Source organism: Flavobacterium plurextorum, from assembly GCF_002217395.1.
GTDB classification, from domain to species: domain Bacteria; phylum Bacteroidota; class Bacteroidia; order Flavobacteriales; family Flavobacteriaceae; genus Flavobacterium; species Flavobacterium plurextorum.
In genome coordinates this window covers 271,419-295,494 of record NZ_MUHD01000014.1, presented here as the reverse complement: position 1 = coordinate 295,494, position 24,076 = coordinate 271,419, and the positions used below count along the sequence as shown (strand labels likewise).

The window sequence follows — 24,076 nt, the reverse complement described above, 5'->3', positions numbered from 1 at the left end:
GAACGCAAAAATATACTTTTTATTATTTACTGTAACATGAAATACTATATTTTTACCTACTAATTTTTTTTTAATTAATTTTCGCTTTCTTAGATAATGAAACAGTTTCTAATAGTATCCTTTCTGTTGATTCCAATTCTCTTATTCTCTCAGTTAAACGGGAGTTTTACACTTGATTGGCAACCTAAAAAGGAGATGAATTACGGCGACTTTAAAACAACAATTCCGTACTTTTCAGGAAACACTTTTCGGTACGACATTACTAAAAAAAACTTAACGCTTCTGCTCAACCTAAACCAGTCAAACCTTTCAGATAATTCTTCTGTACAAATTACAAATACCATTTACGAGCCAATTTCAAGAGCTGACTTAGGCGACCTAAACCCTGAAAACATCCCAGACAAACTCAACGAATCATTAAGAAGCACAAGCGCCAGAGACACGAAACAAAACTTCTTGTTTCTATACCCTATTATAAAGGAAGGAAACAGCTTTAAACGCCTGCGATCATTTTCTTACTTCCTTACAAACGCCACAGCAAAAACTAGTAATTCCGCAGCTTTTCAAAAATCAAATTCCGTAACAAATTCTGTATTAGCTTCGGGCGATTGGTATCGTTTTTATGTCGAAAAATCAGGGGTTTACAAAATTTCAAAATCTTTTCTGCAAAGCTTAGGTTTTGATCCTGGAAAAACTGACCCAAAAAGAATAAAAATCTATGGTAATGGCGGACAAATGCTTCCTTTATCAAACAACATTTATTATCCCGAGGACCTAATCGAAAATGCGATTCAGATTATTGGAGAGAATGACGGTATTTTCAACAATGAAGATTACATCCTTTTCTATGCCGAAGGTGTAGAAAATTGGAACACTGAAAGTCAAACAAACTTAAATCTGTACGATACAAAATCCTACTATTATGTTACCAGTTCTGGAGGAGAAGGCAAAAGAATTCCAAATGCAAGTCAGCCATCAGGAAACAGCACTTTAGAACTCAATACGTTTGATGACTATCAGTTTCATGAAGTAGATCAAACCAATCTTGTTCACTTAGGAAGACAATGGCTTGGAGAAGCATTTGATACTAATCAAGAACAAGAATTTTCTTTTAACTTCCCTAACATTGACACATCATCGCCAGTAAAAATTGAACTAAACGCAGCCTCGGCAGCCTTTACTCCTACTTCCTTTATTATTTCTGCAAATGGACAAAACATTGGAACTATAAACTTCAACAGCCTTTCGACAAGTTCAGAAATCAAATATCTAACACAAAAACTACCTGCAAATACAACATTTTCCGGTACCGAAACCATAAAAATAAAACTCACCTATAATAACAATGGTGTACCGGGCTCAAAAGGCTATCTTGACTACATCAATTTAACCGCTAAAAGAAAACTTCTCGGCACAAACAAACAATTCAAGTTTCAATATAACGCTGCCGGCTCAACAACCGGAATTGTAAATTATACTATCGGAAATGCTTCTACAATTTCTCAAATTTGGGATATTACAGACCTATATAATATATCGAGATTTGAAAATACAAATCAGACTGTTTTCAGCTTCAAAGCAAACCTGGGAGAAGTTAGAAAATATATCGCAATTGATGCCGCAGATTATTATACTCCCTTAAAAGAAAATCAGTCAAAAATTGCCAATCAAAATTTAAAAGGAACACTTTTTAGAAACAACCAAAACAGCTTTCAAGATATTGATTATATAATTGTAACTCCAAAATCATTGGCCGCACAAGCAGAAAAATTAGCCGTTTTTCATCGCATTAATTCAAATTTAAGTGTAAAAGTTGTTTCGCTTGAAAATATCTATCAGGAATTTTCATCCGGCAAACAAGATATTGCAGCAATTAGAAACTGCATTAAATACGTTTATGATAACGCTTCATCTCCTGAAAGAAGAATAAAATATGTAAATCTGTTTGGCGATGCATCTTATGATTACAAAAATAGAATTCCAAACAACACCAATATTGTACCTATTTATCAATCCCCAATAAGCAATACAACCGGCGAAGCATCATTTGCATCAGATGATTTTTATAGCTTAATGGACTCCAACGAAGGAATTGTCGGCTATCCTTTTGGAGGAATTGACATTGCTGTTGGCCGAATGTTGGTCTCAGACAATGTTCAAGCACAGGAAATGGTCAACAAAGTACTTGAATATCACGACACAAAATCTTATGGAAACTGGAGAAACAACTTCGTTTTAATAAGCGACGATTCCGACCAAAGTTCTGATGCTTCTCTGCAAGCTCGTCAAAACAATCTAGCAGATATAATTGCAACAGAAAAACCTTTTTTCAATATTGACAAAATCATTTTAGATTCTTATACACAAGAAGCTTCTGCCGGAGGATCGCGCTACCCAAAAGCTAGAACTGATTTTTTTAATGCTTTTGAAAAAGGAGCTTTAGTTTTTAATTATTTAGGTCACGGCGGAGAAGACGGTTTGGCAAGCGAGCGAATCTGGGAAAAGTCAGACGGACAAAACCTAAACAATCAATACAAATACCCGCTTTTTATTACAATAACCTGTGAGTTTTCAAGATTTGACGACCCAACAAGACCAACCGCAGGCGAATATACTTTTTGGAATCCAAAAGGCGGAGCTATTTCAATGCTGACAACGACGCGAGCAATAGGACAGTTTAATGCCGAAAATTTCAACGACATCTTAAGCAAAAACCTTCTCTCATACGGTTCCAATCAATACAACAGTATTGCAGAATCGCTGAGGATTTCAAAAAACGAGAATCCAAGTTCATCAAGCAATGTTATCGTTTATATAGGTGATCCTGCATTAATGCTCGCTATTCCAAAACCTAAAATTAATTTAACCAAAGTAAACGATATTTCAATTTCACAGCCAATTCCTGACTTTAAATCATTATCAAAAATCAAAATCACTGGCGAAATAACAGACGAAAACAACAGCATTTTAAGCAATTATAATGGAGAACTCTCAACCGCTATTTTTGACAAAATGATTACAGCCTCAACTTTAAACAATGACGGATACAGTCCTGCAATCTCATTCAAAACCCTTGGAGAAACTATTTTTAGAGGAAATGCATCAGTAACCAATGGTCAATTTGAATTTAGTTTTGTTGTACCAAGAGACATCAGAATACCAGTTGACAATGGTCGAATTAGTTTTTATTCAAAGAAAAATCTAGCGCTGGAGAACCAAACTGGCAGCACAACTATCATTAAAATTGGCGGTATAAACGAAAATGCACCACAGGACAATATAAGTCCGAAAGTTAAGTTATATATGAACGATGAGACTTTTGTATCTGGCGGTATCACAAACGATTCACCCTTTCTTTTAGCATTTCTAGAAGACGAAAACGGCATCAACACTGCCGGCGGAATTGGTCATGATATAATTGCCGTTTTGGACGGAGATGTAAGCAATCAATATATTCTGAATGATTACTACCAAACAAAATTAGATGACTATACAAACGGAAATCTGCGTTTCCCGCTGCGGAATTTAGCTCCGGGTCTGCACACAATAAGTTTCACCGCTTGGGATGTTTATAACAATCCTGTAACAAGCGAAATACAGTTTATAGTTGTAGGCGACGATGCACTAACACTAACACACGTTCTTAATTACCCTAATCCATTTTCAACTTATACTCAATTTTGGTTTTCTCACAACAGACCTTATGAGCCATTAGATGTTCAGGTTCAGGTAATGACAATAACAGGAAAAGTAGTTTGGACAAAAAACCAAATCATTACTACAGAAGGCTTTTTATCTAGAGAAATATCATGGGATGGTAAAGATGATTTTGGCGATCGAATTGGAAAAGGAGTTTACATTTATAAACTTACCGTTCGATCTAATTTAACAAATAAAAAAGCAGAAAAATACGAAAAACTTGTAATTCTATAATAATATATATATTTGTAACATAAATACCTTTATCCCCACAAATGAAAAAAATATCGTTTTTATTAATTTCTTTATTAATTATTTCATTCGCAAAAGCCCAAAATATTGAACGCCCCATTACAACAGGAGTACCCTTTTTATTAGTTGCTGCAGATGCGAGAGCTGCTGGTCTTGCTGACCAAGGTGTTGCTACTTCTTCAGATGTTTTTTCTCAACAATGGAATCCCGCTAAATATGCTTTTTCAGAAGATGCCCAAGGTTTTTCAATCAGCTACACGCCTTATTTAACAGATTTAGCCAATGACATTTCACTTGGACAATTAACTTATTACAACAAAATAAACGAACGAAGTGCCTTTGCAGGAAGTCTTAGATACTTTGGTTTTGGAGGAATTGAGCTAAGAGAAACTGGAGATCCAAGTGAACCTACCAGAGAAGTAAGTCCAAATGAACTTGCACTAGACGGTTCTTACTCATTAAAATTAAGCGAAAAATTCTCGATGGCAGTTGCCGCACGTTTTATCAGCTCAAACCTAAAAATTCCATCTGGAGAAGTCGATGCTTCCGCTGCAAGATCATTTGCTGTAGATATCGCAGGTTTTTATCAATCAGAAGAAATTGCATACCGTGATTTTAACGGAAGATGGAGAGCCGGTTTTAATGTTCAAAATTTAGGTCAAAAAATAAGCTATGACAACGACGATTTAAGCTCAAACTTTTTGCCTGCAAATTTAAGAGTCGGTGGTGGATTTGATTTTATTTTTGATGATTATAACAAATTAGCAGTTTCTGTAGAGTTGACAAAACTTTTAGTTCCTACACCTCCTGGACCAGGAACACCTGTAGACACAAATGGCGACGGTGATTTTACAGATCCAGAAGACATCTCGCAAGAAAAAGCAAATTCTATAAACTATAAAAACTACAAAGACACAGGCTGGGTATCAGGAATATTCAAATCATTTGGAGATGCACCGGGAGGCTTCAGTGAAGAGATAAAAGAAATAACCTACAGCGTTGCTGCAGAATATATGTATCAAGATGCCTTCGCAATGCGTTTAGGTTATTATCATGAAAGCCCAATGAAAGGAGCAAAACAGTTCTTTTCTTTAGGAGCAGGATTTAAATACAACATCATGAAAGTTGACGTGTCTTATTTATTCTCATCATCAAATGTTAAAAATCCTTTAGAAAATACACTTCGCTTTTCTTTAACCTTTAACTTTGGAGACAAATACGAGGTATATTAAAAAGATCAAATAAAAAACAATCACAAATCCAAATTTCTAAAAACTTAGAAATTTGGATTTTTTTTCCCATAAAAAGAAATGAAAGAAATAAGCATTACATCATCATTTACAGTTTATGAATCTATAAAAGAAGTTTCAGAAGAAATTCAGGATTTAATGACACAAGCCGTTGAAATTCGCAAAAAAGCATACGCACCTTATTCTCAATTTAGAGTTGGAGCCGCCTTACTTTTAGACAACGGAAAAATAGTTTTGGGCTCAAATCAAGAAAACGCCGCTTATCCATCAGGATTATGCGCCGAAAGAGTTGCTATTTTTCACGCAGGAAGTATTTATCCAGAAGCTAAAATTTTAAAAATAGCTATTACAGCAGCTTCAGACACAAACCAAACCAAAGCACCGATTCCGCCTTGTGGATCATGCAGACAATCTATTGCAGAATACGAAATCAAACAAGACACCCCTATTGAAATCTATTTTATGGGCGAAATTGGCGAAGTTTATAAATCAGCATCCCTAAAAAACTTACTCCCTTTTATGTTTGATAAAAAGTTCTTGTAAAAAAAAGCCAAAAAGTGCCTTTTAAATTTTACTTCTTAATAGGAATGTCTTATTTTTGCATCCCGACCTTTCGGGCGCAAATTTGTGGGAGGAAACTATTTTGCGTTATAGGCAACAATTGATAACACAAACAAACTTTAGCAAAAGAAAGAATTCAGATGAAAGAAGTTACAAAAGAAGTATATTTAAAGTGGTACGAAGACATGCTGCTTTGGAGAAAGTTTGAAGACAAACTTGCAGCATTATACATTCAACAAAAAGTTAGAGGTTTTTTACACCTATATAATGGTCAAGAAGCTGTATTAGCAGGTGCATTGCACGCTATGGACTTGACTAAAGACAAAATGATTACTGCATACAGAAACCACGTTCAGCCAATTGGTATGGGAGTTGATCCTAGAAACGTAATGGCAGAGCTTTTAGGAAAAGCAACAGGTACCTCTAAAGGCATGGGAGGTTCTATGCACATTTTCTCTAAAGAGCACCGTTTTTACGGAGGGCACGGAATCGTAGGTGGACAAATTCCTGTGGGAGCTGGTTTAGCTTTCGCTGATAAATATTTCAATACCGGTGGTGTTACCATGACTTACTTTGGTGACGGAGCTGCTAGACAAGGTTCATTACACGAAGCTTTCAACATGGCTATGTTATGGAAATTACCAGTTGTATTTATCGTTGAAAACAACGGTTATGCAATGGGAACTTCTGTTGAAAGAACTGCAAACCATACTGACATCTGGAAACTTGGTTTAGGTTACGAAATGCCATGCGGACCAGTTGACGGAATGAATCCTGTAAAAGTTGCTGAAGCAATGACTGAAGCAATTGACAGAGCTCGTCGTGGAGACGGACCAACTTTCCTTGAAATGAAAACGTACCGTTACAGAGGACACTCTATGTCTGATGCACAATTATACCGTTCTAAAGAAGAGGTTGAAGAGTACAAAAAAATTGACCCAATTACACAAGTTCTTGATGTAATCTTGGATCAAAAATATGCTACTGAAGAAGAAATTGAAGTAATCGACCAAAGAGTTAAAGACTTGGTTGAAGAGTGTCAGAAATTTGCTGAAGAATCTCCATACCCAGACTTACAACAATTATACGACGTAGTATACGCACAAGAAGACTATCCATTTACACCTCATAAACTATAACATCATGGCGATTAAAGTAACTATGCCTCGTTTGAGCGATACTATGACGGAAGGAACGGTAGCAACTTGGCTTAAAAAAGTAGGCGACAAAATCAGCGAAGGAGATATCCTTGCTGAAATTGAAACAGACAAAGCAACAATGGAGTTCGAATCTTTTAACGAAGGAACTCTTTTACATATCGGAATTCAAGCTGGAGAAACTGCTCCTGTTGATTCATTATTAGCAATCATTGGTAACGAAGGAGAAGATATTTCTGCTCTTTTAGCTGGTGGTGACGCTCCTGCAGCCGAAGCTCCTAAAGCTGATGCTCCTGCTGCTGAAGCAAAAACTGAAACTGCTCCTGCAAAAGCTGCAACTGAATTACCAAAAGGTGTTATTGTTGTAACTATGCCTCGTTTGAGCGACACTATGACCGAAGGTACAGTAGCAACTTGGTTGAAAAAAGTTGGCGACACGGTAGCTGAAGGTGATATTTTAGCAGAAATTGAAACAGACAAAGCTACCATGGAGTTTGAGTCTTTCAATGCTGGAACATTATTATACATCGGAATTCAAGAAGGAAACACTGCACCAGTTGACAGCTTACTAGCAATCATTGGACCTGCAGGAACTGATATTTCTGGAATTGCTGTCAATTATACTGCTGGAGGCGCTGCAAGTGCTCCTGCTGCAGAAGAAACAAAAACTGCTCCTGCTGCTGCTCAAGCAACAGAAACTGTTGCTGAAACTTCAAACGGAGGAAGAATTTTAGCTTCACCTTTAGCTAAGAAAATTGCTTCTGACAAAGGAATTCAATTAAGCCAAGTTAAAGGATCTGGAGAAAATGGACGTATCGTAAAAAGCGATATCGAAAACTTTACTCCATCTGCACAAGCACAACCTGCTGCTTCAGCACCAGCTGCTAAACAAGAAGCATCTGCTCCTGCTGCACCAAAAGTATTTGTACCTGCGGGAGAAGTTTACACAGAAGAGATCAAAAACTCTCAAATGCGTAAAATTATTGCAAAACGTCTTGCAGAATCTTTATTTACAGCTCCTCACTACAACTTAGTGATCGAAGTAAGCATGGACGAAGCAATGGGCGCAAGAGCTACAATCAATACTGTTCCGGATACAAAAGTATCTTTCAACGATATGGTAATTAAAGCTTGTGCTTTAGCATTGAAAAAACACCCAAAAATCAACTCTCAGTGGAAAGAAGATGCTATCATCATCAACCACCACGTAAATATTGGTGTAGCTGTAGCTGTTGAAGACGGATTAGTAGTTCCTGTATTAAGATTTACTGACGCTATGAGTTTATCTCAAATTGGTGCTTCAGTAAGAGATCTTGCAGGAAGAGCTAAGAACAAAAAACTTGGACCACAAGAAATGGAAGGAAGTACTTTTACAGTATCTAACCTTGGAATGTTTGGTATTACTGAATTCAACTCAATTATCAACCAACCAAACTCTGCTATCCTTTCTGTAGGTGCAATTGTTGAGAAACCAGTAGTTAAAAACGGTCAAATCGTAGTTGGAAACACAATGATGTTATCATTAGCTTGTGACCACAGAACAATTGATGGTGCAACTGGAGCTCAGTTCTTACAAACATTAAAACAATACATCGAAAGCCCAGTTACAATGTTGGCATAATTTACTTATTCCAACCTGAGCGTCCCGAGACTTCGGAAGAAGGTTACATTTAATAAAATCCCGTTTTGTTTATTCAAAACGGGATTTTTTGTTTAATTTTCGCCCACAAATTCAATACTTGATAAAATGAAAAAACTAATCCTTGTTACTTTATTCCTAGCGGCAATCGCCTGTCAGAAAAAAGACCAAACAGAAAAACCAGCAGTCGTTACAGATGAACACAGCTATTCTAAACCAGAACTTGCTGTAGTTAAACATCTAGATCTTGACATAAAAGTTGATTTTGACACACAGACTATTTCTGGAAAAGCATCTTGGTTAATTGACAATATCAGCAAAGGAAATGAAATTATATTCGACGAAAACACCTTAAACATTACGAAAGTAACTTTAGGTGACGAAGAAAAAGAAACAAAATTTGAACTTGGAAAAAATACCGAATTTCACGGAAAACCACTTCATATTACAATAGAACCAAATACGACAAAAGTAAACATCTACTACAACACCACTAAAGATGCAGTAGCTTTACAATGGCTAAAACCAGAACAAACAGCAGACAAAAAGAAACCATTTCTTTTTTCTCAAGGAGAAAGTGTTTGGTCACGTACTTGGATACCTTGCCAGGATTCACCAGGAATTCGTTTTACTTATAATGCAAAAGTTACAGTCCCTAAAGATTTACTAGCCATAATGAGCGCCGTAAATCCGCAGAAGAAAAATGACACCGGAGTTTACACATTTAAACAAGACAAAGCAATTCCATCTTATCTAATGGCAATTGCTGTTGGAGACATTGCGTTTCAATCTATCGACAATAGAACCGGAGTTTACGCAGAACCTTCAATGTTGAAAAAATCAGCTTGGGAATTTGCTGAACTTGGAAAAATGGTTGTTGCTGCCGAAAAACTTTATGGTCCATATCGTTGGGGACGTTACGACGTTTTGGTTTTACCGCCAAGTTTCCCTTACGGCGGAATGGAAAATCCAAACTTAACATTCTTAACTCCGGGAGTTATTGCAGGAGATCGTTCATTGACAAGTTTATTAGCACATGAATTAGGACACAGCTGGAGCGGAAATTTAGTTACAAATGCAACTTGGGATGATATTTGGTTAAACGAAGGTTTTACAACTTATGTTGAACATCGAATTGGCGAAGCAATATTTGGTCAAAAAGAATTTAAAATGCAAAACGTTATCATTCGTAAAGAATTAATTGATAATGTAGCTGAATATGGAGATACAAATCCTGATACAAGGCTAAAAGTGAGTCTTACAGGAAGAAATCCTGACGAAGGAATCAGCATGATTCCTTACGTAAAAGGATATGCGTTTTTGAGAGTAATTGAAAACGCTGTAGGCCGCGAAAAATTTGATGTTTTCATCAAAAACTATTTTGATGCGCACGCTTTCAAATCGATCACTACTGATGATTTTATCAAATACCTTAATGAAAACCTTATTAAAGGCGACAAAGCTCTTGCTGATAAAATAAAACTAGAAGACTGGATTTTCAAACCTGGAATTCCATCAAATATTACTCCTGTAAGCTCTGCCGATTTTGATGCTATAGATAAAATCCAAAAAAGCTGGAGAGAAACCGGCGTGAAAGGATTAAGCAAAAAAATCACAACAACTACAGAGAAACAACATTTTATAGATCATCTTCCATCAGATATTACACCAAAAGAAATGGAAGAACTTGACAAGGAATTCAACTTTACAAAAGGTGGCAATTTCATCATCAAACGTCAATGGTTTGTTCAGGCAATTCGCCATCAATATAAAGCTGCTAATCCTGATATTGAACAATTTTTAATTGGAAGCAGCAGAACTGGATCTGTGATGATGCTTTATAAAGAAATGGTAAAAACACCAGAAGGAAAAGTTTGGGCAAACCAAATTTTTGATAAAGCAAAATCTGGCTATCACGCGACAACTATTCAAGATATTAAAGGTACTTTAAAATAGTTTTCAGCTTACACTAAAACTCAAAAATCCCAATTACAATTGTAATTGGGATTTTTTTTTCTTTAAAACGAATATTTAGTTTTTATTCTTAGCCTCTATCCATTTCGACATGTACATTGTACTTCTATAACCATGATGCTGCAATAAATTCCCCATAAAATTATGGAGACGATGCTCATCAGAATTCATCAATAAAGAATCTACCTTCATCATTAATTCATCGGCATAATTATTCTTCTGATAACATTCATTTATAATCACAATACCATTTTTTTGAGATTGTTTCCAAAGATTTTCATCTTGATAAAGTACAATCGCTTTTTTTGCAAATTCCTGCGGATCATCTTCAATGAATCCGTTCCAATTTAAATCTCCGCTCATTGCTTCTGCACCAATAGTTGTGGTTACACTCGGAGTTCCGCATTGCATCGCTTCCAACAACTTTCCTTTTAAACCAGCTCCAAAACGAATTGGCGCTAAAACCACTCTAGCTTTTTTCACAACCTCATTAGCATTTACAGCTCTTCCCATAATAAAAAAACCATTCTTAGGCTGATGCAGTTGCAATACTTTCTGTGACGGATAAGCACCGTAAACTTCTAAAACTGCTTCTGGAAAATCTTTTTTTATCAAAGGCCAAATCGATTCTTTTAAATACTGAACAGTATTCCAATTTGGTTCATGAAGAAAATTTCCAATAAAAATAAAATGTTTCCGATCTTCAAAAGAAGGTAATTCACCAAACCTTTCTTCATTCATTTTATCAACTAAAAACGGAAGATAAAACAATAAACTTGAACTAATTTTAAAAACATCTTTTAAAAGATCCATTTCAAACTGTGAGATCATCAAAGAAAAATCACATCTTAAAATACTCGCTATTTCCCGTTTTGCTACTTCTTCAGACAACAAATCAGCAAGCTGAAAAACTCTATTTTCCTTAAACGCCTTCTGTCTTGCTGTTCTTAAACAATGCAAATCCTCTGTATCTAACAATCGAATTGCTTTAGGACAATTTTCTGTTACACGCCAGCCAAACTGCTCCTCAATCATAAAACGATCAAACAAAACCACATCTGGATTTAATTCAATTATAAAATCATCAAAAGTTGAACTATTTAATTCGATACTTTTTTTCTCGACACCAAACTCAGACAAGTCAACCATAAATTCGCTGTCTAAAGCAGGACTGGCAAATGTAATTTGATATCCGTTTGCGATAAAAACAGAAATCAACTGCATCATCCTCCCTCCTGCTGCAGAAGAATTTGGCTCAGGCCAGACAAATCCAATTATTAAAAGTTTTTTTATCTGATTCATCATTTTTTTTTCAACTTACAAAATAATGCTTTTTTGAGCGCATTTGAACGATATTTCCTGACTTTTCGTCATAAAAAACACTAATTTTGCAAGAACTAAAAATGCAAGGAAATTATGTTGGGATTAAAATTAGCTACAGACCCGCGCTGGGTAAATATTGTGGAGTCAAACATTGAAGAAATATTGACAGATCACGCCTGGTGCGAACAAAAAGCCGCTTCGAATGCAATAAGTATCGTTACTTATAATTCTGAATTAGAAGAACTGGTAACCGAAATGCTTATAATTGCACGTGAAGAGCTTGAACATTTACAAATGGTGCATGATGTTATAAAAAAACGCGGACTTACTTTAGGGCGCGAACGAAAAGACCACTATGTAAATGAGCTGTTTAAATTCATGAAAAAAGACGGCAGCAGACGTGATGCGCTGTGTGACCGCTTATTATTTTCAGCCATGATTGAAGCCCGAAGCTGTGAGCGTTTTAAAGTTCTTTCGGAAAATATTAAAGATGAAGAATTAGCCAAATTCTATCGTGATTTAATGATTTCTGAAGCGGGGCACTATACAACATTTTTAGGATTTGCAAGAAAATACCAAGACAATATTGACATCGATAAACGATGGAAAGAGTGGATTGAATATGAAGGTTCTATTATTACCAATTACGGTAAAAAAGAAACTGTACACGGATAAATTACATCTTTTTTTGACATTATTATTTTATTAAACACCACAAATTACTATGCAAAAAAGTAAATCCAGATCAATCGTATTTAAAATTGCCAAGTATTTAGGGATAACTTTCGTTGTTATTTTAGGATTATTATTTTTAACTCCTATTATTTTTGAAGATCAAATTAAAGATCAGATCAAAAAAACTGCCAACGAAAGGCTAAGCGCGGAGCTCAACTATTCTGACGTTTCCGTTTCATTTTTTCGCCATTTTCCATCTCTTACATTGACATTAGACAACTTTAGTCTTAATGGATCTGCACCATACAAAAATGAAAAATTCATTACTGCCAAAGAAGTTTCTTTCGGAATAAATGTCGCCAGTTTAATTTTCAGTAAATCTGTAAAAATTGATCAGATTTACCTATCGGATTCCTTTATAAATGTAAAAGTAAACCCTAGCGGAGAAGCAAATTACAATATTTATAAATCGCAGGCTAAAGCTTCAGAAGAAAAAGACAGCACTGAAACTGCCTTGAAACTGGAACGAATTGAAATCTTAAACAGTAAAATTATTTACGATGACAAATCAACAAAAATTCACTTTGATGCTTTTGGATTCAATTATTTAGGAAAAGGAGATTTAAACAAAGCTGTTTTTGATTTATACTCAAAAGCCAAAATTGAAAAGCTGAATATCGTTTATGAAAATGAACCTTATTTAATGAACAAAAAAGTCAATGCAGATTTAATTACAAAAGTCAACATTAACTCCTTATCGTTTTTCTTCCAACAGAATAACTTAAAAATAAACCAGCTTTTAATAGATTTCAAAGGGAAATTTGATTTCTTAAAAGATGGCTACAATATGGATTTTGTAATAAAATCTGACAACAGCGATTTACACGATGTTTTCACAGCTTTTCCTCCTAAATACATTACTTGGTTGTCAAAAACCGAAATAAAAGGAAACACCAATTTACTTCTAACTTTAAAAGGAGATTATATTGCATCAAAAAATATAGCTCCTGACTTGAATCTTGACCTAAAAATAGACAGCGGATTTGTGAATTACAACAAAAGTCCATTTCCTGTTTCAAATTTAAACTTAGATGTAAAAACTAAAGTTCCATCTTTAAATCCAGATCTTTTAACTGTTGACGCTAAGAACGTTTCTCTAAACATGAACAAAGATTATTTGAAATCTAAGTTTTATGTAAAAGGCATAAAAACTCCCGAAATCAACGCCGATTTTAAATCCAAAATTGATCTTGAAAAATTAACAAAAGCACTTGGAATTCCTAAAATCGAATTAAAAGGAGCTTTAACAAGCGACGTAAAAGCAAATGGTAAATTTGATTTAAAGAACAAGCTCCTTCCTGTTACAAACGGAACTATTGATTTGGAAAACGGATATTTAAAAACACCTTATTATCCAAATCCAATTACTGATATTACGATAAAATCTAAAATTGATAATCCGAAGGGAACTTTTGGCGACTTAAACATCAATCTAAAGCCGGCTCAATTTACCTTTGAAGGAAAACCCGTTTTTGTTGAAGCAGATTTAAGCAATTTTGATGATTTAGCTTACGACATAAAAGCAAAGGGTGAACTTGATGTGAACAAAATATATAAGGTTTTCTCGCAAAAAGGTCTTGACCTTGACGGTTTCGTAAAAGCTGATGTGGTGTTGAAAGGAAAACAAAGCGATGCCGAAAAAGGAAATTACAGCAAACTATACAACAAAGGAACGCTGGAACTTAGAAACATCGGAATTACATCTGAATACCTGCCTAAAAAATTCATTATTAAAGAAGGAATTTTCAAAATCAATCAGGACAAAATGTCTTTCAACAACTTTTTGGCAGCTTATGGCCAATCTGATTTTAAAATGAATGGATATTTACAAAATGTTTTTAACTATGTAACAACCAATACAGGTGTTTTAAAAGGTAAATTCAAAGCTACTTCTCGATACATTAATGTTGATGAATTTATGTCGAATACAAATGCAGAAACTTCTGTAACACAAAATCCATCTCCAAAAGCAGAGACAAAACAAACCGAGAACACACAAACAGGAGTTATTATAATTCCAACTAACTTGAATTTGCAATTTAATGCCGTTGCTCAGAAAGTAAGTTTCGACAAACTTAATCTTCAGAATGCAATTGGTAATTTAAGCATGAACAAAGGAAAATTAACAATGCAGAATACTGGTTTTAATCTAATTGGCTGCAATGTTACTATGAATGCAAATTACCAAGCCATAACGCCGCAAAAAGCCAATTTTGATTACGCTATAAAAGCATCAGACTTTGACATTAAGAGAGCCTATAACGAAATTGAGGTTTTTAGAAAAATGGCAAGTGCAGCTGAGAAAGCTCAAGGTATTGTATCTTTAGATTATCAATTAAAGGGACGTTTAAACAGCAAAATGGAACCCGTTTACCCATCACTTTCTGGAGGCGGAATTCTTTCTGTTAAAGATGTAAAAGTAAGAGGCTTAAAAATGTTTACCGCAGTAAGCAAGGAAACAAGTACAGAAGCTATTAAAAATCCTGATCTTTCTAAAGTCGATATTAAGACCACGATTAAAAACAACATTATGACTGTTGAACGTTTTAAATTTAAATTTGCCGGCTTCAGACCAAGAATTGAAGGCACAACAAGTCTAGACGGAAAACTGAATTTAAAAATGCGCTTAGGTTTACCTCCATTTGGAATATTCGGAATTCCACTTACAGTTACCGGAACTCAAGACAATCCAAAAATAAAAGTTGGAAGAAAATCTCAAGATTTAGAAGAAACTAAAGATACGGAAGATTAAATGTTTTAAGTTTACTGTATTCATTTTGCACTCCTAATATCATTCAGAAATAAAAAATGAACAAGAAAAAACTATCCATACTTTTAATAGTATTTGCCAACATAGGATTCGCATGGGCAGTTTTCAATATGTTTTATTACAAACAAGCTTCTTTTGACATTTCCAAAAAAGCTAATATTAACTCCAACAACATAACCAAAATTCACAATGGAGATGGCAGCTGGATATGGAACAAAAAGAAATACGATTTCTATAAAGAACATTCCTTTTTATTAAGCAAAAATGAAATCTCAGAATTTTGTAGAATTATTAATTCAGCAAACGCACAGTATATTGAAAACATTCGACCAAAGAAATGGCTCGATATTAATCTTGAAGAAAAAAATAGCAATACTAGATTAATCACTTTAAAACAAAATTATGAAGATGAAATCTATTTCGAATTTGAAGACAATACTTTTAATGGAAAAGAATTAGAAAAATTCATCTACAAACACATTAAAACAAACAAAAAAGGAACAAATTAATAGTTTTAACAATCGATCTTCTTTTACACAATATAAACCTTTGTCAAAGTTTAAAACTTTGACAAAGGTTTTTTTCTTTATCTGAAACCCTATCCAAATTTTGTCATTTCGACCAAAGGGAGAAATCTCACCAGAAACTCCTCAAGCAAAACCCCAAAACTTTGTCGATCTACCTGTGTGATTTCTCCCTCTGGTCGAAATGACAAAAAAACGAACCAAATAAAACAAAACTACAAAACAAAGTAAGCGTAAATCCTCTTACATAACTTATACGACAAAACCATATAAAACAAAAAACCCGATCTTTTCAGAACGGGTTTTTTATAAATAGTAATCTAATGATTATGCTTCGAATGGAAGGATAGATACATAAGATTTATTATCTTTTTTCTTTTGGAACTTAACAACTCCAGCTACTCTTGCGTGTAGTGTGTGATCTTTACTGATGTAAACATTTTCACCTGGATTGTGTTTTGAACCTCTTTGTCTAACGATGATGTTCCCAGCAATAGCAGCTTGACCACCAAAAATCTTAACGCCTAAACGTTTTGATTCTGATTCTCTACCATTCTTCGAACTACCGACACCTTTCTTGTGAGCCATGACGTATGAGTTTAAATATTGTTATTATTCTTTAGTAGCTTCTTTTTTTGCTTTTGGAGCTGCTTTTTTAGCTTTAGGAGCTTCTACTTCTTCAGTAGCTGCATCTTCTGCTACAACTGCTTTTTTAGCCGCTGCTTTTTTAGTTCCTCCTGCTGCAGTAATACCTTCAATTACAATTTGAGTAAGATATTGTCTGTGACCATTTCTTTTTTTGTATCCTTTTCTTCTTTTCTTTTTGAAAACGATAACTTTATCTCCTTTTAAGTGTTGTAACACTTTAGCTTCTACAGAAGCACCTTCTATAGCTGGGGCGCCTAAAGTTACATTTCCATTATCATCTAATAAAAGAACTTTGTCAAAAGAAACTTTTGAACCTTCTTCATTAGCTAAACGGTGAACATAAACCTTTAAGTCTTTGCTTACTTTAAATTGTTGCCCTGCTATCTCTACGATTGCATACATACCAAATTGATTTATTGATTTTTAAGGTTGCAAATATACAACTATTAATTTACTGTGCAATTCCTAATTCTAAAAATATTTATTTTACCCTAAAGTCTCTTTTTCAAGCACTTCAACAGCTAATCAAAATTTCAAACAGATGTAAAATACTGTTAAATTAATCATCTATCGTGTAAAATTTCAAAAAACTACACAAAAAAAACTATTTTTGATGTAACTATAATCAATTCAGGACTACCTATTACTTAGGTAAATAAAAATTATTAATCTCTATGAAAAATTCAATAATGATGTTAAGTGCTGCACTAATGCTTGGCGGAGTTGCTCATGCTCAAAAAGTAGTTTTTGAAGAATACAATTTAGACAACGGCATGCATGTAATTTTGCACAATGACTCCTCTGCTCCTGTTGTTATCACATCTGTAATGTACCATGTGGGTTCAAAAGACGAACGCCCGGATCGTACCGGTTTTGCACATTTCTTTGAACATTTATTATTTGAAGGAACTCAAAATATCAAACGCGGCGAATGGATGAAAATCGTTACTGCAAATGGCGGTGTCAACAATGCCAATACTTCGGATGATAGAACTTATTATTACGAAGTTTTTCCATCAAACAGTTTAGAACTGGGTTTATGGATGGAGTCAGAACGTTTAATGCACCCAATCATTAATAAAATTGGCGTTGAAACTCAGAACGAAGTTGTTAAGGAAGAAAAAAGAATGCGTTATGACAACCAGCCGTATGGAAACATCTTACCTGAGGTTAAAAAAAACATGTTCAAAAATCATCCATATCGCTGGACTACAATTGGCTCTATGAAAGATTTAGATGCTGCGACTCTTGAAGAATTCCAAGCATTTAACAAAAAGTTCTACACTCCAAATAATGCTGTTTTAGTAGTAGCAGGAGATTTTGACAAAGCCAAAACCAAGGAATGGATTCAGAAATATTTCGCTCCAATTCCAAGAGGTGAAGAAGTAAAAAAACAAACTTTTATCGAAGAACCGATTACCAAAACGATAAAAGCGACTTACGAAGATCCAAACATTCAAATTCCAATGATTGTGGCTTCATACAGAACGCCGTCTATGAAAACGAGAGACGCTAGAGTTTTAGATTTAATTTCTTCCTATTTAAGTGACGGAAAAAGCTCTAAGCTGTACAAAAAAATAGTTGACGACAAAAAAATGGCGCTTCAAATTGGCGCAGTCGGCTTCAGCCAGGAAGATTACGGAACATACATTTTGTACGGTTTACCAATGGCACCGCATACGACTGCAGATGTTTTAAAAGAAATGGATGAGGAAATTGTAAAAATCCAAACTGATCTGATTTCTGAAAAAGACTATGAGAAACTGCAAAACAAATTCGACAATAATTTTGTTAATGCAAATGCAACTGTTGAAGGAATCGCTGAAAATCTAGCTTCATATTACTTACTTTATGGCGATGTGAACCTGATTAATACTGAAATCGATCTTTACCACTCTATTACAAGAGAAGAAATTAGAGAAGTTGCCAAAAAGTATTTAAACCCAAATCAGCGTTTAATTTTAGATTACATCCCTTCAACTAAAGTTCAAAATTAAGAGCCTCGAATCATGAAAAAAATACATACAGTTTTAATCCTTTTATTCCTGACTGGAATTATGCAAGCACAAGATCGTCCACAACCAAAACCAGGAAATCCGCCTGTAGTCAACATCAAAAAACCACAAACTTTTGTTTTGGCAAACGGAATGAAAGTTTTGGTAGTTGAAAATCATAAACTTCCTAGAGTAAGTTTTAATCTTACGCTGGACAACGCACCTTTTACCGAAGGAAACAAAAAAGGCGTTGACGAATTAACAAGCAGTTTAATTGGTAACGGAACCAAAAAAACTGCCAAAGAAGCTTTTAATGAAGAAATAGATTTTTATGGCGCAAACATTAATTTCTCGTCATCAGGAGCTTACGCAAGTTCGCTTTCTAAATATTCAGGACGCGTTCTTGAACTTTTAGCAGAAGGAGCTTTACAGCCAAATTTCACTCAGAGCGAATTTGATAAAGAAAAGGCAAAATTACTTGAAGGCCTTAAAGCCGATGAAAAAAGCGTTCCAGCAATTGCCAGTCGTGTAGTTGATGTTTTGGCTTTCGGAAAAAATCATCCTTCTGGAGAATATTTATCTGAACAAACAGTAAAAAATGTAACTCTTGCAGATGTTCAAGCTAATTACGCTACTTATTTTGTTCCTGAAAATGCTTATTTAGTAATTATTGGAGACATAAAATTTAAAGAAGCAAAAGCGGCAGTCGAAAAACTTTTTAACGGCTGGAAAAAACAATCTGCTCCAAAAAACACATATCCAAATCCTGAGAATGTTTCTAAACTTCAAATTGATTTTGTCGATGTGCCAAATGCCGTTCAATCTGAAATTTCATTAGTAAATACTGTAAATTTAAGAATGAGCGATCCTGATTTTTTCCCTGCTGTAATTGCAAATCAAATTCTGGGAGGTGATTTCAACAGTTACTTAAACATGAATTTACGTGAGCAGCACGCTTGGACGTACGGCGCGAGTTCAAGTATTGGAAGCGGAAAATATGTAACTAAATTCAAAGCTTCATCTGCAGTTAGAAACACCGTTACAGACAGCGCAGTTGTTCAATTTATAAAAGAAATAAAAAGAATCAGAACTGAAAAGGTTTCTGAAGATGTTCTTAAAAACGTAAAAGCTGGATATATTGGTCGTTTTGTAATGCAGGTTGAAAAACCGCAAGCTGTAGCGCGATATGCCCTAAACATTGAAACAGAAAAGCTTCCGGCTGATTTCTACGAAAAATACATTCAAACCATTAACAATGTTACTGCAGATGATATTTACCGTGTAGCGAATAAATATTTTTTACTGGACAATATGAGAATTGTAATTGCAGGAAAAGGATCTGATGTTATTACAGGCTTGGAAAAACTTCAAATTCCTATTTATTATTTTGACAAATACGGAAATCCGGTTGAGAAACCAGCAACAAAAAAAGAGGTTCCAACTGGAATTACTGCTAAAACTGTTTTCGAAAATTACATTAAAGCAATTGGCGGAGAAAAAGCAGTAACAGCTGTAAAAACTCTTTACATGAACGGAACTACAACAATTCCGCAAGCTCCTTCTCCACTTACTTTTACATCAAAATTAGATTCGAAAGGAAAAATGATGGTATCTCTTGCAATGGGACCAATGAATTTAATGAAACAAGTTGTAAACGATAAAGGCGCATATATCGAACAACAAGGAAAACGTAAAAACCTTGAAGGAAATGATCTTGCTGAAATGAAAGCCAATGCAGCTCCTTTTGAAGAATTACAACTGATTAAAAGAGCAGATTTAAAAGTTGAAGGCATTGAGCCAATTAACGGAAGTGATGCTTATGCAATCAAAGATGGTAAAACTACTTACTTCTATGATGTGAAATCAGGATTAAAAACGGCAGAAGCTAAAACTCGTGAACAAGACGGAAAATCGAATACACAAATAACAAACTTTAATGACTACAAAGAGGTAAAAGGTGTAAAAGTTCCTTTTAACTTAATTCAAAATGTAGGCTTTGAATTAGATATCAAAATGTCGGACATCAAGATCAATGAAGGTGTTTCGGATGCAGATTTCTTGTAAAAAAGATTCTGAGGAACTATCCCGATAGCTATCGGGACTAAGATTTTTAAAAGCCTTGTCAAAGTTTAAACTTTGACAAGGCTTTTTTTATTACTCGTTTTGTCACCGTGAGCGAAGTCGAAGGGCGCAAAGGGCTTCGACTTCGCTCAGCCTGACAATATATATTATCTCACATTTTAGAACTAAAAACTTACTTCTTGGCAGATAAATAAACACCAATCAAAATAATAAACGCTCCAAAAAATTGAATTGGAGTCAGCATTTCATTATCTAATAGTCCCCAGAAAAAGGCAACGATCGGAATTAGATACGTTACTGATGTTGCAAATACTGGTGATGACATTTGAATTAGTTTAAAAAACAAAACATTTGCTATTCCCGTTCCTAAAACCCCTAAAATCATCACAAATAATATTGAATGCTGCGTGATGTCAATATTTATCCTTTCAGAAATATCTGTCGTACTTAAGATAATTAATGCAGGCAAAAGCAAGACCGTAAAATTTCCAGTTGTGATACTGACCGAATTTAGATCTGACAGATATTTTTTGATTAAATTGACATTTATCGCATAACAAATAGTTGCAATTACAACTAAAATAACATAATAGTAATTTTGCCCGGGATGCGACGAAGCTCCACTTAAAACCAGCAACAAACAACCAATTAATCCAATAAAAACACCTAGAACCTGACGTTTCTGGAATTGGATTCCGAAAATAATAATTCCTAAAACCAATGTATTTAAAGGTGTCAGGGAATTTAAAATAGCAACTATTGAACTATCAACTTCGGTTTCGGCAATTGCAAAAAGATATGCTGGAGTAAAAGTTCCAAAAAAAGATGTTATTGCAACAAATTTCCACTGGCGGCGTGAAATTTTCTTCAAGCTCTTAAACCCGATAATCAATAAAAATAAGGCTGCAAAAATTATTCGGAATGAACCAACCTGAACTGCCGTCAAACCGACTAAACCTCTTTTAATTAAGATAAAAGAACTTCCCCAGATTAACGAAAGCACTAATAAATAAGTCCACTTCAACTGTTTTGCTTCCATAAATAGTATTTTACTGCAAATTTGTAATTATTTTACGAACTAACCTCTTGGTTTTTATTAATTTTGCAACAAACATATCAAACATATTAAAATCATACATAATGAAATTCACAAAAACTATAGCTGTTATAGCAATTGCAAGTTTAGTATTTGTAAGCTGCAAAAAAGAAGAAGACAAAAGCTTAAGCTTAATTAAGGCTCAAGCCGAAAAAGAGGCTCCAAAAGAGCACAAAGCAATTGCGGCTGAAAATGTACAAACTGCAAGTTTCGAAATCGAAGGAATGACTTGCGCTATGGGATGTGCGAAAACAATCGAGAAAGAATTATCTAATTTAGAAGGAGTAGAAAAGGCAGCTGTTGATTTTGATAAAAAAACAGCGACTGTTACTTTTGACAAAACTGTTCAAAATCAAGAAAACTTAACGAAAGTTGTTCAAGAAACTGGTGATGGAAAAACATACAAAGTTTTAAATTTCAAATCTTAAGTTTAAAACTTCGGAGATAAAAAAAACGGCGGCTGTTGTAACAGACGCCGTTTTTTTATTTTGTTTTTTTATTTCCACTTTAGAGTTTCCATCAATCGCTGCATATCATTTTTAATATAACTCGCAGCCGGCATAATCGAATCAAAGTTTGGTTTTGCATAAAAATAAACAGAACCAATTACAAAATGCTTTGTACTGTCTGTAACATAAAATTGTGAGTTTGTAGCAGCATTTCCGTCAACCTGATAAAACATTCCGTATACTTTTTTCTCCGGATTTAAATAAGGCTGTTCTAGAATATCATCAGCTTTTATAACATGTTCGTAAGTAAGTTTCTGAGCATCTCTCAAAAGCTTATCAATATTACCATTTACAGGCTTATACGTTAAATAAATTGTCGCTTTCATCTTTGGATACGTAATTGCAAATCCGCAGTCTTTTTCGCCTTTAATTACAGCGTCTTCATTCATTTGAAAAGCAAAAGGGCAGTTATTTTCAAAATTGACATATTTTGCCTCTGGATAATCTAATCTAAGGAAACTTGCAGGTTTAGGCAAAACATCGTCTTTACAGCTTACAACTGTTAATGTCAGCAAAATTGCAGTTACCAAAATTATTTTTTTAAACATTATTCTATTGTTACTTTTATTTGTTTAACACGTTTTTTATCAACTGTTTCAATTGTAAAAACACAGTTTTCAAAAATCACTTTTTGATCTTTCTTTGGGAAGTTCCCTAAAATTTCTAAAATAAATCCCGCCAATGTTTCCGCCTCACCTTTGCGAGATTCAAAAACATCTTCGTCAACATCAACAATTCGATAGAAATCCTTTAGATTTATTTTTCCTTCAAAAAGAAAATTCTTTTCATCTATTTGAGAATAATTCAGATTTTCATCATCAAATTCATCACTAATATCTCCTACAATTTCTTCTATAATATCTTCTAAAGAAACCAATCCCGAAGTTCCGCCATATTCATCAACAACAATAGCTAAATGACTTTTTAAACCCTGAAAGTCTTTCAACAAATTATCGAGTTTCTTATTCTCAGGAACAAAAAAAGCTTCTCTTATCAGTGATGTCCAATCAAAATCGTCTTTATCAATATGCGGCAATAAGTCTTTAACAAACAAAACGCCTTCTATTTGATCTATATTGTCACGATACACAGGTATTCTAGAAAATCCTTTCTCGATAATCTTCGGGCAAATAGCTTCAAATGATTCTGAGATTTCTAAAGCAAAAATATCAATCCTCGGACTCATAACCTGCTTCGTATCTGTATTTCCAAAAGAAACAATTCCTTCCAAAATTTTCTGTTCTTCTGTTGAAGTTCCTTCAGAATCTGTTAATTCTAAAGCTTGAGAAAGCTGATTAATCGAAAAGTTATTTTTTTGTTTCCCTAATTTATTATGCAAATACAAAGTAAGACTTCGCATAGGAAGACTTATTGGCGTAAGCAGTTTGTCTAAAACTGAAATGGGATAAACAAAACGATTAACAAACTTTATATTGTTTCTGCTTGCATAAACTTTAGGCAAAACTTCTGCAAACAACAAGATTAAAAAAGTAACTAAAATTACTTCTAAAATAAATTTAAAAACCGGAGAACTAACCCCATTAAATAAATTTCGACCAACGAAGGAAAACAATATAACAACTCCAATATTTAAAAAGTTATTGGCTACTAATAATGTTGCTAACAGTTTTTTTGGTTTATCTAAAAGATCTGAAATAATTTTTCCCTTTGAGAAATTTTCTTGCAGCGTTTGATCGATATCTTTCTGTGACAAAGAGAAGAGAGCAACTTCGGCTCCTGAAACAATGGCCGATAAAAAAAGTAAAATAAATATTCCGACAAAACCAATAATTAAATTGATGTCTAAAGTTGAAGTAAAAAGTAAACTGGGCTCTGGGTCCAAATTAAAATAGATTAGTTAAA

18 protein-coding genes are annotated in these 24,076 nt (G+C 34.3%); 12 read left to right on the top strand and 6 right to left on the bottom strand.

Features of this window, described 5'->3' with window-relative positions; genetic code table 11:
* Window positions 1-96 precede the first annotated feature (96 nt).
* The 6 genes from porU to B0A81_RS07870 all read left to right on the top strand — a co-directional run bounded on the left by porU (window position 97) and on the right by B0A81_RS07870 (window position 10,514).
* On the top strand, window positions 97-3,933 hold the full coding sequence (gene porU, locus B0A81_RS07895; protein ID WP_089057515.1) for a type IX secretion system sortase PorU: 3,837 nt from the start codon (window positions 97-99) through the stop codon (window positions 3,931-3,933).
* A 41-nt stretch (window positions 3,934-3,974) separates the two neighbouring features.
* Complete coding sequence (porV, locus tag B0A81_RS07890) at window positions 3,975-5,183, top strand: type IX secretion system outer membrane channel protein PorV (protein ID WP_089057514.1); 1,209 nt, start codon at window positions 3,975-3,977, stop codon at window positions 5,181-5,183.
* A gap of 78 nt (window positions 5,184-5,261) precedes the next feature.
* Window positions 5,262-5,744, top strand: a complete 483-nt coding sequence (gene cdd, locus B0A81_RS07885; RefSeq protein WP_089052630.1) for a cytidine deaminase — start codon at window positions 5,262-5,264, stop codon at window positions 5,742-5,744.
* A 158-nt stretch (window positions 5,745-5,902) separates the two neighbouring features.
* Window positions 5,903-6,901: a pyruvate dehydrogenase (acetyl-transferring) E1 component subunit alpha gene (gene pdhA, locus B0A81_RS07880; RefSeq protein ID WP_089052629.1), complete on the top strand. Its 999-nt coding sequence runs from the start codon at window positions 5,903-5,905 to the stop codon at window positions 6,899-6,901.
* Window positions 6,902-6,905: 4 nt separating this feature from the next.
* Window positions 6,906-8,540, top strand: a complete 1,635-nt coding sequence (locus tag B0A81_RS07875; RefSeq protein WP_089057513.1) for a pyruvate dehydrogenase complex dihydrolipoamide acetyltransferase — start codon at window positions 6,906-6,908, stop codon at window positions 8,538-8,540.
* A gap of 126 nt (window positions 8,541-8,666) precedes the next feature.
* On the top strand, window positions 8,667-10,514 hold the full coding sequence (locus B0A81_RS07870; RefSeq protein ID WP_089057512.1) for a hydrolase/aminopeptidase: 1,848 nt from the start codon (window positions 8,667-8,669) through the stop codon (window positions 10,512-10,514).
* Between the two features lie 75 nt (window positions 10,515-10,589).
* Here the strand turns inward: B0A81_RS07870 and B0A81_RS07865 are convergent, their stop codons facing one another.
* Window positions 10,590-11,834: a glycosyltransferase gene (locus B0A81_RS07865; protein WP_089057511.1), complete on the bottom strand. Its 1,245-nt coding sequence runs from the start codon at window positions 11,832-11,834 to the stop codon at window positions 10,590-10,592.
* Between the two features lie 114 nt (window positions 11,835-11,948).
* On the opposite strand from B0A81_RS07865, the gene miaE reads away from it, so the two are divergent.
* The 3 genes from miaE to B0A81_RS07850 are packed head-to-tail and all read left to right on the top strand — an operon-like array spanning window position 11,949 to window position 15,869.
* Window positions 11,949-12,530 (top strand): tRNA-(ms[2]io[6]A)-hydroxylase, encoded by a 582-nt coding sequence (gene miaE / locus B0A81_RS07860; RefSeq protein WP_089057510.1) that lies wholly within the window; start codon window positions 11,949-11,951, stop codon window positions 12,528-12,530.
* A gap of 49 nt (window positions 12,531-12,579) precedes the next feature.
* Window positions 12,580-15,342, top strand: coding sequence for an AsmA-like C-terminal region-containing protein (locus B0A81_RS07855; protein ID WP_089057509.1), 2,763 nt, complete (start codon window positions 12,580-12,582; stop codon window positions 15,340-15,342).
* A 56-nt stretch (window positions 15,343-15,398) separates the two neighbouring features.
* The gene (locus B0A81_RS07850) at window positions 15,399-15,869 is read left to right on the top strand and encodes a hypothetical protein (RefSeq protein WP_089057508.1); all 471 of its coding nucleotides are present in this window, start codon (window positions 15,399-15,401) and stop codon (window positions 15,867-15,869) included.
* A gap of 342 nt (window positions 15,870-16,211) precedes the next feature.
* Here the strand turns inward: B0A81_RS07850 and rpmA are convergent, their stop codons facing one another.
* Window positions 16,212-16,472, bottom strand: coding sequence for a 50S ribosomal protein L27 (gene rpmA / locus B0A81_RS07845; protein WP_017497241.1), 261 nt, complete (start codon window positions 16,470-16,472; stop codon window positions 16,212-16,214).
* A 24-nt stretch (window positions 16,473-16,496) separates the two neighbouring features.
* Complete coding sequence (rplU, locus tag B0A81_RS07840; protein WP_068844917.1) at window positions 16,497-16,934, bottom strand: 50S ribosomal protein L21; 438 nt, start codon at window positions 16,932-16,934, stop codon at window positions 16,497-16,499.
* Window positions 16,935-17,206: 272 nt separating this feature from the next.
* Between rplU and B0A81_RS07835 the strand changes: the two genes are divergently transcribed.
* Both B0A81_RS07835 and B0A81_RS07830 read left to right on the top strand, forming a co-directional pair.
* Window positions 17,207-18,529, top strand: coding sequence for a M16 family metallopeptidase (locus B0A81_RS07835; protein ID WP_089057507.1), 1,323 nt, complete (start codon window positions 17,207-17,209; stop codon window positions 18,527-18,529).
* Between the two features lie 12 nt (window positions 18,530-18,541).
* Window positions 18,542-20,590, top strand: coding sequence for a M16 family metallopeptidase (locus tag B0A81_RS07830; RefSeq protein ID WP_244281323.1), 2,049 nt, complete (start codon window positions 18,542-18,544; stop codon window positions 20,588-20,590).
* Window positions 20,591-20,780: 190 nt separating this feature from the next.
* Here the strand turns inward: B0A81_RS07830 and B0A81_RS07825 are convergent, their stop codons facing one another.
* Window positions 20,781-21,647: a DMT family transporter gene (locus tag B0A81_RS07825; protein WP_089057505.1), complete on the bottom strand. Its 867-nt coding sequence runs from the start codon at window positions 21,645-21,647 to the stop codon at window positions 20,781-20,783.
* A gap of 101 nt (window positions 21,648-21,748) precedes the next feature.
* Between B0A81_RS07825 and B0A81_RS07820 the strand changes: the two genes are divergently transcribed.
* Window positions 21,749-22,132: a heavy-metal-associated domain-containing protein gene (locus tag B0A81_RS07820; protein WP_089057504.1), complete on the top strand. Its 384-nt coding sequence runs from the start codon at window positions 21,749-21,751 to the stop codon at window positions 22,130-22,132.
* 68 nt (window positions 22,133-22,200) lie between these two features.
* On the opposite strand, the gene gldD is transcribed toward B0A81_RS07820, so the two are convergent.
* Both gldD and B0A81_RS07810 read right to left on the bottom strand, forming a co-directional pair.
* A complete protein-coding gene (gldD, locus tag B0A81_RS07815) occupies window positions 22,201-22,761 on the bottom strand; it encodes a gliding motility lipoprotein GldD (protein ID WP_089057503.1) in 561 nt (186 codons plus the stop codon).
* The gene (locus tag B0A81_RS07810) at window positions 22,761-24,056 is read right to left on the bottom strand and encodes a gliding motility-associated protein GldE (protein ID WP_089057502.1); all 1,296 of its coding nucleotides are present in this window, start codon (window positions 24,054-24,056) and stop codon (window positions 22,761-22,763) included. Before B0A81_RS07810 ends, gldD begins: the two co-directional genes overlap by 1 nt.
* Window positions 24,057-24,076 lie beyond the last annotated feature (20 nt).

Excerpts from the sequence above, each read along its gene's own strand:
- porU (WP_089057515.1), top strand. The coding sequence starts at position 97 with ATGAAACAGTTTCTAATAGTATCCTTTCTGTTGATTCCAATTCTCTTA.
- porV (WP_089057514.1), top strand. The coding sequence starts at position 3,975 with ATGAAAAAAATATCGTTTTTATTAATTTCTTTATTAATTATTTCATTC.
- cdd (WP_089052630.1), top strand. The coding sequence starts at position 5,262 with ATGAAAGAAATAAGCATTACATCATCATTTACAGTTTATGAATCTATA.
- pdhA (WP_089052629.1), top strand. The coding sequence starts at position 5,903 with ATGAAAGAAGTTACAAAAGAAGTATATTTAAAGTGGTACGAAGACATG.
- B0A81_RS07875 (WP_089057513.1), top strand. The coding sequence starts at position 6,906 with ATGGCGATTAAAGTAACTATGCCTCGTTTGAGCGATACTATGACGGAA.
- B0A81_RS07870 (WP_089057512.1), top strand. The coding sequence starts at position 8,667 with ATGAAAAAACTAATCCTTGTTACTTTATTCCTAGCGGCAATCGCCTGT.
- B0A81_RS07865 (WP_089057511.1), bottom strand. The coding sequence starts at position 11,834 with ATGAATCAGATAAAAAAACTTTTAATAATTGGATTTGTCTGGCCTGAG.
- miaE (WP_089057510.1), top strand. The coding sequence starts at position 11,949 with ATGTTGGGATTAAAATTAGCTACAGACCCGCGCTGGGTAAATATTGTG.
- B0A81_RS07855 (WP_089057509.1), top strand. The coding sequence starts at position 12,580 with ATGCAAAAAAGTAAATCCAGATCAATCGTATTTAAAATTGCCAAGTAT.
- B0A81_RS07850 (WP_089057508.1), top strand. The coding sequence starts at position 15,399 with ATGAACAAGAAAAAACTATCCATACTTTTAATAGTATTTGCCAACATA.
- rpmA (WP_017497241.1), bottom strand. The coding sequence starts at position 16,472 with ATGGCTCACAAGAAAGGTGTCGGTAGTTCGAAGAATGGTAGAGAATCA.
- rplU (WP_068844917.1), bottom strand. The coding sequence starts at position 16,934 with ATGTATGCAATCGTAGAGATAGCAGGGCAACAATTTAAAGTAAGCAAA.
- B0A81_RS07835 (WP_089057507.1), top strand. The coding sequence starts at position 17,207 with ATGAAAAATTCAATAATGATGTTAAGTGCTGCACTAATGCTTGGCGGA.
- B0A81_RS07830 (WP_244281323.1), top strand. The coding sequence starts at position 18,542 with ATGAAAAAAATACATACAGTTTTAATCCTTTTATTCCTGACTGGAATT.
- B0A81_RS07825 (WP_089057505.1), bottom strand. The coding sequence starts at position 21,647 with ATGGAAGCAAAACAGTTGAAGTGGACTTATTTATTAGTGCTTTCGTTA.
- B0A81_RS07820 (WP_089057504.1), top strand. The coding sequence starts at position 21,749 with ATGAAATTCACAAAAACTATAGCTGTTATAGCAATTGCAAGTTTAGTA.
- gldD (WP_089057503.1), bottom strand. The coding sequence starts at position 22,761 with ATGTTTAAAAAAATAATTTTGGTAACTGCAATTTTGCTGACATTAACA.